Here is a 12,140-nt window from a genome sequence, read left to right on the forward strand (position 1 = left end):
GCTGCCAGTAGGGGCTAGAGCTATAAAATAAGCTCCTTCTAATCCCCATTGGTGCTGCCAATTTTTGAGGAACTTGAATGCCAAAACAAATTATTATCGCAGAGCAGCATCAAATTGCTGCTGTCTTTTCGGAAGATCAAATACAAGAACTCGTTGTTGCCACTGGTCATCATCAAATTGGTGATATCTACTTAGGTGTAGTAGAAAATGTCTTACCTGGTATAGACGCAGCTTTTGTCAATATCGGCGATCCAGAACGTAACGGTTTTATTCACGTCACTGACTTGGGACCACTGAAACTCAAGCGTAGTTCCGCAGCCATTACTGAACTGCTCACACCACAGCAAAAAGTATTGGTGCAAGTGATGAAAGAGCCAACGGGAACAAAAGGACCCAGGCTCACAGGTAACATCACCCTACCTGGACGTTACGTAGTCCTGATGCCTTATGGTAGAGGTGTGAATCTGTCCCGGCGAATTAAGAGCGAAAGTGAGCGCAACCGCCTACGCGCCCTGGCAATTTTAATTAAACCAGCTGGTATGGGTGTGCTGGTGCGAACAGAAGCCGAAGGCAAACCAGAAGAAGCAATTATTGAAGACTTAGAAGTGCTGCAAAGGCAATGGGAAGTCATTCAGCAAGAAGCACAATCTACCCGCGCTCCTGCCCTACTCAACCGTGATGATGACTTTATCCAGCGTGTCTTGAGGGATATGTACGGTGCGGATGTCAATCGGATTGTGGTTGATTCCAGTACTGGTTTGCGACGAGTCAAGCAGTATTTACAGAACTGGAGTGGAGGTCAAACACCACAAGGTGTACTCATTGACCACCATCGCGATCGCTCGCCCATTTTAGAATACTTCCGCATCAACGCCGCCATTCGTGAAGCTCTCCGTCCTAGAGTAGACTTACCTTCTGGTGGTTACATTATTATCGAGCCAACGGAAGCATTAACGGTAATTGATGTGAACTCCGGTTCCTTCACGCGATCGGCAACAGCTAGAGAAACCGTCCTGTGGACAAACTGCGAAGCGGCTACAGAAATTGCCCGCCAACTAAGACTACGAAACATTGCTGGTGTGATTGTAGTAGATTTCATTGATATGGAATCACGGCGCGACCAATTACAAGTTTTAGAACACTTTAACAAAGCCCTCAAAGCTGATAAAGCTCGTCCGCAAATTGCCCAACTGACCGAGTTAGGTTTAGTAGAACTCACTCGCAAACGCCAAGGTCAAAATATTTATGAATTGTTTGGCGAAACTTGCCCCACCTGTGGCGGTTTAGGGCATACTGTGCGCTTACCAGGGGAATTAGAAAACCGGATGCCTATCCCCGCAGCAGATATACCTGATCGGTTTACACCGATGCCGCAAAGAGAAGTCAGAACACCAGCTGCACGTATCCCAGAAATCAGGGAAACCAGGGAAACTTATGATGGCTTTGGGGAAGGATTTGAAAGTGATGCTGAAATCAGTCCTATCAATCTGATCAACCATCCCAGTTATCAAGAATTGGGTGATAACAAACGTCGCACCCGCACCCGTCGCAGCCGAATTGGCATCAATGGCACCAACGGCAAAGATGAAGTCAGGTTAGGCAATCCATTAGGGTTTGGCAATGATTCAGATTTAGACTTGGATAGTGACAGTGAACTAGCCTCCACACCAGAACTTCCCTCTCTTCTCTCCGATAACCTGCGGGAACGAGACACTTCACGAACACCTACTCTGGGCAAATCTGGTTGGACTGAAAGACCAGAGCGGACTAAAGTGAAGATAGACCCAGTCAAACCGGTCGTAGAACCGCCACAGATTGTGTCTGTAGAAATGACAGTCCAGGAACAAGATATGTTTGCCTTGATGGGAATTTCTCCCGGTGTCAAGTTAGAGTCAGAGGCTAAAAATCCCAAATCTGTGATTTTTAACATTGTTCAACCTGGACAAACACCAAATACCACAACTGAATCGACCTCAGAAACCGCATTTCCCGAGATAACTAGGTCTGAATTTACCAGAGTCAAAATGCCTACACCAAAGGTTGAGGTAGAAGAACCATCCTTCCCAAAATCAATCATTGAGCCTCCTCTGGAAGATTCTAAATCCACGGGATTTGACTCTTTGACCGATGATGAGGAACTAAATAACACTTCTATTCCTAATCGCCGCCGTCGTCGTCGTTCTTCAGCACTGGAGGACAGTTAACGGCTGTTATGGTAGAGACAGAGCCAACATCTGCATCTGTGTCTTCAACTTCACCCTGGGAAGAATCAAGCTGGTTGGAGCTTTCCAGTTGCTCCGATATTCATGGGTTGGTTGCAGGTGTAGATGAAGTGGGACGAGGTGCGTTATTCGGACCTGTGGTTGCCGCAGCCGTGATCTTACCGACTCAAGCTTTGCCAATACTCATGGCAGCAAAGATTAAAGACAGCAAAAAGTTGTCTAGTTCTCGCAGAACTCAGTTAGCACAGCAAATTGATGGGCTGGCTTTAGACTGGAAAATTGGTTATGCTTCAACTGCGGAGATTGACAAGTTAAATATTTTGCAAGCAACGCTGTTAGCAATGAAGCGGGCTGTACTGAAGCTGAAGGTACAGCCTACGCTTTGCTTAGTTGATGGCAATCAGATGGTAAAAGATTTACTAATACCACAACAAACTATTGTTAAGGGTGATGAGCGATCGCTCAACATTGCATCTGCTAGTATCATGGCAAAAGTTTGGCGTGATGATCTAGTGCTGCGCTTGGCATCCAAGTATCCTATGTATGAACTAGAGCGTAATAAGGGTTATGGGAGCCAGCGACATTTGCTGGCTCTGCAAAAATACGGTCCATCACCCCTACATCGTCTCTCTTTTCGTCCTTGCCAAATTGAATTATGAGGCAGGCAAAAGCTAGGAGGCAGAAGGCAATAGTAATTAATTACCAATCACCTAAAAGTTTACTCAAAGTTCAGAATTGGTAACTCTGTATTATCATCGACAATCTCATTTGTTTGCGTTTGTGAAATTACCCAAGTGCGATAATCAGCTAGGAGGTGATGTAATAATCTTTGTTTGATCGTCAATAATACGCTTTTAAGCAACCCATTGCCGGTGGCCTCCAAAATCGACTTTGGAGTTAGGGAAAATGGTTGGGGAATATCTACCAGCACTTCTAGATCGGCTTTTCCTTGTAGCCGAGTCTCATTACTGATGTGGTAGGGCGACAAATATCCTTTTAAATTGAGAGCAAAACGTTGGTTAATATACTCAAAACCCAGGATTTCACAACCAACAGAACGTAGATAAATCGTTCCTTGGGAATCTGCCCAAACTCTCATGTCTACAGTAGGTTGAATACTCAACGACAGAAAAGTCAGAGGACGCATTTTTAAGCGAAACACTTCCTCAGACAACTGTTGAATCCTACTGTTGTCAGCCAAAGTTTTCACCAAACGTTGAGGCTGACGCAAGTAGTGCTGAATGGGAATAGGCTGCTTGGGGACAGCAATTTCGACCGATTGAGAGGCAGTAAACTTGGTAGCCATGAGTAAATTAAAGCAATATGTTTTAATTGTAATATTTTTTAATAACCTAAATTGATTTGCATAAAATCAACAACTTTATTCATAATCACTCAAAAGAGTTTAACAATGGCAAAATCTCAACCTGATCAGCGAGATGCTACGGGAACAGCGATCGCACATTTAGGACCCCCAGGAACTTACTCCGAACAAGCAGCTTTTTTTTATCTCAACTGGCTAAAAAGCAATGAAGAGATAGAAGCCACCTTATCTCCTTACCCCACAATTGCTAAATCATTACAAGCTGTAATTACACAACAAGCTGATATAGCTGTTGTGCCTGTGGAAAATTCCATTGAAGGCAGTGTAAGCATGACAATGGATAGCCTCTGGCAGTTAGATAGCTTGCGTATCAAACAGGCTTTGGTTTTGCCCATTAATCATGCTTTAATTTCCTGTGCCAATAGCTTAGATAACATTGAAACCGTTTATTCTCATCCTCAAGCATTAGCACAATGTCAAGGATGGTTGGCAAAATTTCTGCCCAATGCCAATTTAATTTCTAGTAACTCCACCACAGAAGCACTAGAGCAACTCCCACAAGCACCTACAACAGCGGCAATCTCTTCTAGCAGAGCCGGCGAACTTTATAATTTACCTATCCTCGCCAGTGGAATTAACGACTATCCCGAAAACTGCACACGCTTTTGGGTAGTGGGTCAAGCGAGTAAGGGGGAAGAGTTGTTAACCCCCACTCACACATCCCTAGCTTTTAGCGTCCCTGCTAATGTACCAGGCGCACTAGTCAAAGCCCTGGAAGTATTTGCTCATCTGGGAATTAATCTCAGCCGCATTGAATCTCGTCCTACCAAGCGTTCTTTGGGAGAATACTTATTTTTTCTCGATGTGGAAGCAGCCGTAAACTCACCGCTCATGGAATCAGCTTTAGCGGAATTAAACACTTGCACTGAAGTTTTAAAAATTTTTGGCAGCTATAGTGTCTTAACAATTAGCACCTAACTAGCATGATTCGTTGCATCAACAGAGTGTTGATTATTGACTCATATTTTTAAATGTGTCTTTGAGAACAGAACGTGCTGCTAGATGATTGCGAGTAGAAGTCAAAATTTCGGCTTCTCTTTGCAAACGAGCAGATGTGTCTTGTGCTTCTAACAATGCTTGCTGTTCGGGAGCGACACCATAAAGGTTGCTTGCCACCCAGTAAGATAGCTCTGTGGGTAAATCGGGTAAATCTTCTGGTAGTTCAATATCTTTTTCAGTTAACTTGGCTGAAAGACGGACAACGTCTCGTAGTAGCTGTTCCACATCAGTAGCTAAAGGTCGCAGATCTTGAGATGGTGGATGGTCTTCGATCCATTCTACTAAACCCACGCGATAGGGCTTTTCACGCACATACTCTAAAACCCGAAACCTTTGCTGTCCCAAAGTTAACATCTCCATCCGGTCATCGGGCAACCGCTGACAATGAATAATTTCCGCACAGCATCCAACATTAGCTATTGTGCCTTTGATGGGATCGACCATCAAGACTCCAAACCTGCGATCGCCTGCCAAAATCGTGTTCATCATGATTCGGTAGCGAAATTCAAATATATGTAGGGGTAATGGTCTGGTGGGAAACAGAACCACTTCGGGCAACGGGAACAGAGGTAGTTCGCGGACGGCAATTTTAGAAGAGGATGTCATTGTTACTTGAGTATAAATTTTATTCTTAAAATATTTTTTTCCTGCTTTTCCCGTACTTTGTTTATATTTTATCATTTGTTTTATCGCTAATAAAAAGCCCTGAGATAAATTTTCTCAAGGCTGAGTTAATATTCATACCAAAAAAATATCCGTTGTCAATGCTCAGTTATGAGTGGAAAAAGGCAACAGGCAACAGGCAAAAAAATATTTATTTCTCCTCTTCCCTGTTCCCTGTTCTCAATGACCACTGACCAATGACTGCTGAGTAATTACAATTTGACTTCGATATCTACACCAGATGGTAAATCCAACTTCATCAGCGCATCAATAGTTTTAGAAGAAGGCTGGTAAATATCAATAATCCGACGATGGGTGCGGGTTTCAAAATGTTCGCGGGAATCTTTATCTACGTGAGGTGAGCGCAGCACGCAATATATCTTCCGTTTTGTTGGTAAAGGAATAGGTCCTATAGCTGTAGCGTTAGTCCGGTTAGCTGTGTCTACAATCTTCTCGCAAGATGTATCCAATAAACGTCGGTCAAAAGCCTGTAAGCGAATTCTAATCTTCTGCTGCTGTAAAGTTGCCATCTTCAGTTTTCCAGGTTCTGTGAATTTTTAGATGTTTAGATGTTTATATTTAAGATTTGAGATTTTAGATTCAATCCAAAATCCAAAATCCAAAATCTCAGATCATTTGTGGGAAATAAAAGGAGCAGAGATGAATTTTCAGCATCCCTGCTCCCTGATCATCAGAGCAAAAAGGTGAGTTCTATTTCAGAATCTTGGATACTACACCTGCACCAATTGTCCGGCCACCTTCACGAATAGCGAAACGCATACCTTGCTCAATCGCGATCGCGTTGATTAGTTCTACTGTCATTTTGATGCGATCGCCTGGCATTACCATTTCTACGGCGCTACCATCGTCAGCGGTGTAGCTTTGAATGGTACCAGTTACATCAGTTGTCCGTACATAGAACTGAGGACGATAACCTGCGAAAAATGGTGTTTTCCGACCACCTTCTTTCTCAGTCAAAACGTAAACTTCACCTTCAAAGTTGGTGTGAGGCTTAATTGAACCTGGCTTGGCAATTACCATACCCCGTTCAATATCAGCCTTTTGAATACCCCGGAGTAGTACACCTGCGTTATCTCCAGCCATACCTTGTTCAAGACTCTTCTTGAACATTTCAATTCCGGTTACGGTGGTGGCGCGAGTATCTCTAATACCTACCAATTCAACGTTATCACCAACTTTGACAATACCGCGTTCAATCCGACCGGTAGCCACCGTACCACGACCTGTGATGGAGAACACGTCTTCCACAGCCATCAGGAAGGGCTGGTCAACAGCACGCTCAGGAGTAGGAATGTAAGAATCTACAGCATCCATCAGTTCATAGATTTTATCTACCCAGGGGTTTTCTCCCCGTTGGGTCTTAGGATTCTTGGCCATTGCTTCCAAAGCTTGTAGACCAGAACCTTTGATAATGGGGATATCATCACCGGGGAAATCATAACTGGTCAGCAGTTCCCGGAGTTCTAATTCTACTAATTCCAAAAGTTCTGGGTCATCCATTAAATCTTCTTTATTCAAGAAGACAACCAAGCTGGGAACACCTACCTGTTTTGCCAACAGGATGTGTTCGCGGGTTTGGGGCATAGGACCGTCGGTAGCAGCAACTACCAGAATACCGCCATCCATCTGAGCCGCACCAGTGATCATGTTTTTCACATAGTCAGCGTGTCCGGGACAGTCTACGTGAGCATAGTGCCGCTTTTCGGTTTCATACTCAACGTGAGCGGTATTGATTGTAATACCCCGTGCTTTTTCTTCGGGAGCGTTATCGATTTGGTCGTAGCCCTTAGCTACAGCCTGACCCATAGCTGCCAAAGTCATGGTAATAGCTGCTGTTAAAGTAGTTTTACCGTGGTCAACGTGGCCAACAGTACCGATATTAACGTGGGGTTTATTTCTTTCAAACTTTGCGCGTGCCATGAATGCTCGTTTCCTTTTTTAATTATGCGTTCCCTTTGCTTTTTGCAATGATAGTTTCAGCCACGCTGCGAGGCACCTCTTCGTAGTGGCTGAATTCCATCGTAAAGATACCCCGGCCTTGGGTCTTAGACCGGATATCTGTGGCGTAACCAAACATAGTCGCTAGTGGGACTTTGGATGACACCTTAGCGAGTCCCTGTTCAGTGCTTTGCCCTTCAATCTGCCCCCGACGGGCAATGAGGTCGCCAATAACGTTCCCGATAAAGTCTTCAGGAACTTCTACCTCTACTTTCATCATAGGCTCTAACAGTACGGGAGAAGCTTTCGATACTGCCTCTTTCATCGCCATTGAACCAGCGATTTTGAAAGCCATTTCTGAAGAGTCTACATCGTGGTAGGAGCCATCTACCAAGGTAGCTTTGACATCAATGAGTGGATATCCAGCGACAACACCAGATTCACAACATTCTTTCATTCCCTGTTCTGCGGGGTTTATATACTCTTTAGGTACAGAACCACCGACAATTTTGGAGACGAATTCAAAGCCAGTGCCAGGTTCTCCTGGAGCCAAATCAATCACAACGTGACCGTACTGGCCTTTACCACCACTTTGGCGGATAAATTTACCTTCTATTCTGGTTACAGCTTTACGAATTGTTTCCCGGTAAGCTACTTGTGGCGCACCCACGTTGGCTTCTACCTTGAATTCACGTAACATCCGATCTACGAGAATTTCCAGGTGTAACTCTCCCATCCCCGCAATCACGGTTTGGTTAGTTTCTGGGTCAACACGGACACGGAAGGTAGGATCTTCTTCTGACAAAGATTGTAGTGCCTTTGACAGCTTATCCATGTCGTTCTTGGTTTTGGGTTCAACCGCTACCGAGATCACAGGCTCAGGAATAAATAGGGATTCCAGTATCACTGGTGATCCTTCATCACAAAGGGTATCACCTGTCAAGGTATCTTTTAATCCCAGTGCAGCGCCTAAATCACCTGCTCGTAGTTCATCCACGTCTTGTCGATCATCTGCTTTCATCAGCACCAGGCGGGAAATCCGTTCTTTCTTGTCTTTACTGGCGTTAAGGACGTAGCTACCCTTTTTCAATACACCAGAATAAACACGAACGAAGGTTAGGCGACCGTAGGGGTCAGCCATGATCTTGAATGCCAGAGCAGCTAGAGGTTCGCTGTCATCAGCCCGGCGTTCAACAGTCTCGCCATTTGGCAATAAGCCTTGAATTGGTGGTACTTCAATTGGTGCTGGCAGGTAATCTACAACTGCATCCAGCATCAACTGCACACCTTTATTTTTGAATGCTGAACCACAAAGCACGGGTACGATTGTTCCGGCAATTGTACCTTTACGCAGGGCAGTACGAATTTCGGCTTCTGTAAGTTCTTCACCCTCGAAGTACTTAGTCATCAGGGCATCACTGGTTTCCGCTACGGCTTCTATTAGCTTAGTGCGGTATTCTGTTACCTGTGCTTGTAATTCGTCAGGAATTTCTGTTTCCTGAATATCGGTTCCTTGGTCGTTGGCATAAATATATGCACACATCCGCACCAAGTCAATGATGCCTTTAAAGTCGTTTTCACTACCTATTGGCAGTTGAATAGCAATGGCATTTGCCCGCAAGCGATCGCGCATTTGCTCGTGTACTTTAAAGAAGTTCGCACCTGTGCGATCCATCTTGTTAATAAAAGCGATTCGAGGCACTTTATAGCGATCTGCCTGCCTCCATACTGTCTCAGATTGAGGTTGAACACCACCTACGGAACAAAAGACGGCGATTACACCATCTAACACACGCATGGAACGTTCAACTTCAATTGTGAAGTCAACGTGGCCTGGAGTGTCAATAATGTTAATTTGATGATCTTTCCAGCTGGTGCTAATCGCAGCAGCAGTAATGGTAATTCCCCGCTCCCGCTCCTGATCCATCCAGTCTGTTACAGCAGTTCCTTCGTGAACTTCACCAATTTTATGAATTATCCCAGAGTAAAACAATATTCTCTCTGTTGTCGTCGTTTTGCCCGCATCTATATGCGCCGCAATACCGATATTGCGTACTTTCTCCAGCGGGTTTATGCGTGCCACAGTTACCTCCTATAATTTTTGCCCCATGATATCTTGTATATTACTCTTTGTTAAGATTCTATACTTTTACGGAAAACCGTCTTTTGCAAGAACTGACGATATACCGCTTTCAATCAAGCGATATATCGCTGCTCCACTTAGTAACGGTAGTGTGCAAATGCTTTGTTCGCTTCAGCCATGCGGTGCGTTTCTTCCCGCTTGCGAATGGCGCTTCCTGTTTCGTTAGCAGCATCCATTAACTCATTTGCTAATCTACTGGCCATGGTGCGCCCTGGCCTAGACCTAGAAAATTGTACTAACCAACGCAATGCCAGGGTAGTCCCCCGATCAGAACGTACTTCCATTGGTACTTGGTAAGTTGCTCCACCTACTCGTCGAGCTTTTACTTCCACCAAAGGAGTTGCGTTACGCACTGCTCTTTCAAATGTTTCCAAAGCACTACCACCAGTGCGCTCTTCAATAGTTTTTAAAGCATCATAAACAATTCTGGCGGCAAGTGACTTTTTGCCATGACGCATTATCCGCCGCATCATCATATTAACGAGGCGACTGTTATACACTGAGTCAGGCGGAACTGAGCGCCTTTGACTAACACCACGACGAGACATACTTCATCCTTGAATTCGGAATTTGGCAACGAAATTATATGTTATCAGAACATAGGAAGCTAAAAGCGGTCTAAACAGCCGCTTAAATTTCCCTGAGTTTTGGCTTTAATTGCAATAAAGCTAAACTAATTGACCTGTTAACCCTTGACCAGAAACGCCAGGCGACAACATTATTAACTTCAATCTTGACATTAAAGTGCTGCCATCGCTTCTGTGTATTCTGCTTTTAAACTCTTACACTTGCTTGCTTAGTCCAAGTTACAGCTTAATTTCTTAAACAAGAATACGCCGCTAGATTCTGTGTTTTATCGGGACTGAAATCAGACGATTAATCGTTATTGATGCGATTAATCGCCTAGTTCCTATTTTTTGGCTTCTTTTGGGCGCTTAGTTCCATATTTGGAACGCCCTTGTTTCCGGTCTTTAACTCCGGCTGTATCTAAGGTGCCACGAATAATGTGGTATCTCACGCCTGGTAAGTCCTTTACCCGACCACCACGAATCATCACAACAGAGTGTTCTTGCAAGTTGTGGCCAATACCTGGAATGTAAGCTGTGACTTCAAATCCAGAAGTTAGTCTGACCCTTGCTACTTTGCGGAGGGCTGAGTTTGGTTTTTTGGGAGTGGTTGTATATACTCTGGTACATACTCCTCGACGTTGAGGACATTGTTTCAGAGCAGGGGACTTGGTTTTCTGACGCGCTAGTTCGCGTTCACTACGGATTAGCTGCTGTATTGTTGGCATGAGTTACAGCGCGTTAAGCTGCTTATGTTCTATTTTAACAAATCCTGATTATAGCGTTTTTTAGGTTTTTACGTCAATTTTTTTTTGAGGAGTCAGGAGGAGGCAGTACAGTCTTGGGGTCTCACGCCACTCCCTACAAATCGGGAAACCTGCAAGGGCGGGGTGGCTCCCTCACAGGGGTAGGTTTTTAATATTATCTGTGAAGGCAGGACTAGGAAGACAAGGAGGTATTGTAGACAAGGAAGATTTTAGATGCGAAATAGTCTTTTAACGGAGTGTTATCGTTACCAAAAAAACATAATCCTGTACGGTTTTCCTCCCTTGTCTACCTTGTCCCCCAAGTCTTGCCCTCAGGACAATGTAAAATACCTACCCTTGTGATGGGGTGGCTCCCCAAGTGGAGCAACTAACTGCCGTTCAGGAGGTTTGGGACTGGGGACTGGTGAAAATTCATTTTTGCCTGTTGCCTATGCCATAGAGAAAGAATTACCACAGCTACAGGAAGCGGTGGCGATGGGGTTGTAGAAGCGAAAACCTCCACCCATAAGATCTTCTGAATAGTCTAGGGTCAAACCGTGGATATATTTTATGCTTTCTTTGTCTATGACCAGTTGAATGTTATTAACGTCAAAAACCTGATCTTCAACTTTGACGGCTTCATCAAAGGAAATATCGTATAACCAACCCGAACAGCCACCTGGTTTCACCCGCAAGCGAAACAGTATATTTGGCTGTTGTTTGGATTTTAATCGCCCGATCTCGTTCGTGGCGGCTGGACTCAAATGAATCATGGAATTTTGGTAGCAATCAGAACATCCATATTCAATATTACAGGAGTTTAGGAGGCAGGGGAGCAGGGGAGCAGGGGAGCAGGGGAGAAAATTCTTTCCCAGTTCCCAGTCCCCAGTCCCCAGTCACTTGTCACTACGAGCATAGTCATCTTGGTAGCGAATAATATCATCTTCGCCCAAGTACTCGCCATTTTGAACTTCAATCAAAATTAAGGGAATTACGCCAGGATTTTCTAAGCGATGAACAGTGCATTGTGGTACATAAGTAGACTCATTATTACTGAGTAAAACTTCGCTTTCACCACAAACTACCTTGGCAGTGCCGGAAACGACGATCCAGTGTTCACTACGATGGTGGTGCATTTGTAGACTGAGGCGGTGTCCTGGTTTAACTTCGATGCGTTTAATTTTGTAACCTCTTCCTTCTTCTAAAACTGTAAAAGAACCCCAAGGGCGTAGTTCACCGGCAGCCACGCCTTTAGTATTAATGGTGGCGCTGAGGGTGAGAGTATTGTTGGGGACGGCTTGTGTAAATTGAGTCATAGTTACCTCATTTGGAAACATACCAAGAAGTTATTATTCTTAATATTTACTGAAACGATGGTGATTGATATCGCTAACGGGAAAATGAGCAATTCAATTTCACTTTGCTAACCATAGCAAAATGAAAGGTCATGGACTAACC

12 protein-coding genes are annotated in these 12,140 nt (G+C 44.4%); 3 read left to right on the forward strand and 9 right to left on the reverse strand.

The genetic code is table 11. The annotated features are described in order from the left end of the window. Window positions 1–77 precede the first annotated feature (77 nt). Both rne and H6G06_RS09835 read left to right on the forward strand, forming a co-directional pair. The gene (rne, locus tag H6G06_RS09830; RefSeq protein WP_190559534.1) at window positions 78–2,204 is read left to right on the forward strand and encodes a ribonuclease E; all 2,127 of its coding nucleotides are present in this window, start codon (window positions 78–80) and stop codon (window positions 2,202–2,204) included. An 8-nt stretch (window positions 2,205–2,212) separates the two neighbouring features. After that, window positions 2,213–2,881, forward strand: coding sequence for a ribonuclease HII (locus H6G06_RS09835; RefSeq protein WP_190559536.1), 669 nt, complete (start codon window positions 2,213–2,215; stop codon window positions 2,879–2,881). A 59-nt stretch (window positions 2,882–2,940) separates the two neighbouring features. Here H6G06_RS09835 and H6G06_RS09840 read toward each other — a convergent pair whose 3' ends face one another. Next, on the reverse strand, window positions 2,941–3,528 hold the full coding sequence (locus H6G06_RS09840; RefSeq protein WP_190559538.1) for a DUF1997 domain-containing protein: 588 nt from the start codon (window positions 3,526–3,528) through the stop codon (window positions 2,941–2,943). Between the two features lie 105 nt (window positions 3,529–3,633). Between H6G06_RS09840 and pheA the strand changes: the two genes are divergently transcribed. Continuing rightward, window positions 3,634–4,524: a prephenate dehydratase gene (gene pheA / locus H6G06_RS09845; RefSeq protein WP_190559540.1), complete on the forward strand. Its 891-nt coding sequence runs from the start codon at window positions 3,634–3,636 to the stop codon at window positions 4,522–4,524. 33 nt (window positions 4,525–4,557) lie between these two features. Here pheA and H6G06_RS09850 read toward each other — a convergent pair whose 3' ends face one another. From H6G06_RS09850 to H6G06_RS09885, 8 genes are all read right to left on the reverse strand, one after another. After that, on the reverse strand, window positions 4,558–5,211 hold the full coding sequence (locus H6G06_RS09850; RefSeq protein WP_190559846.1) for an LON peptidase substrate-binding domain-containing protein: 654 nt from the start codon (window positions 5,209–5,211) through the stop codon (window positions 4,558–4,560). 269 nt (window positions 5,212–5,480) lie between these two features. Next, window positions 5,481–5,798: a 30S ribosomal protein S10 gene (gene rpsJ / locus H6G06_RS09855; RefSeq protein WP_010998474.1), complete on the reverse strand. Its 318-nt coding sequence runs from the start codon at window positions 5,796–5,798 to the stop codon at window positions 5,481–5,483. Window positions 5,799–5,979: 181 nt separating this feature from the next. Next, window positions 5,980–7,209, reverse strand: coding sequence for an elongation factor Tu (gene tuf, locus H6G06_RS09860; RefSeq protein ID WP_190559542.1), 1,230 nt, complete (start codon window positions 7,207–7,209; stop codon window positions 5,980–5,982). A 22-nt stretch (window positions 7,210–7,231) separates the two neighbouring features. Next, a complete protein-coding gene (gene fusA, locus H6G06_RS09865; RefSeq protein WP_190559544.1) occupies window positions 7,232–9,310 on the reverse strand; it encodes an elongation factor G in 2,079 nt (692 codons plus the stop codon). A 137-nt stretch (window positions 9,311–9,447) separates the two neighbouring features. After that, window positions 9,448–9,918, reverse strand: a complete 471-nt coding sequence (gene rpsG, locus H6G06_RS09870) for a 30S ribosomal protein S7 (RefSeq protein ID WP_190559546.1) — start codon at window positions 9,916–9,918, stop codon at window positions 9,448–9,450. 362 nt (window positions 9,919–10,280) lie between these two features. Then, window positions 10,281–10,664 (reverse strand): 30S ribosomal protein S12, encoded by a 384-nt coding sequence (gene rpsL / locus H6G06_RS09875; RefSeq protein ID WP_096570169.1) that lies wholly within the window; start codon window positions 10,662–10,664, stop codon window positions 10,281–10,283. Between the two features lie 467 nt (window positions 10,665–11,131). Then, entirely contained in the window at window positions 11,132–11,455 is a 324-nt protein-coding gene (locus H6G06_RS09880; RefSeq protein WP_190559548.1) for a HesB/IscA family protein, read from the reverse strand. A 123-nt stretch (window positions 11,456–11,578) separates the two neighbouring features. Next, the gene (locus H6G06_RS09885) at window positions 11,579–11,998 is read right to left on the reverse strand and encodes a phosphomannose isomerase type II C-terminal cupin domain (protein ID WP_190559549.1); all 420 of its coding nucleotides are present in this window, start codon (window positions 11,996–11,998) and stop codon (window positions 11,579–11,581) included. Window positions 11,999–12,140: the final 142 nt, after the last annotated feature.

The organism is Anabaena sphaerica FACHB-251 (assembly GCF_014696825.1).
Lineage (GTDB): Bacteria > Cyanobacteriota > Cyanobacteriia > Cyanobacteriales > Nostocaceae > RDYJ01.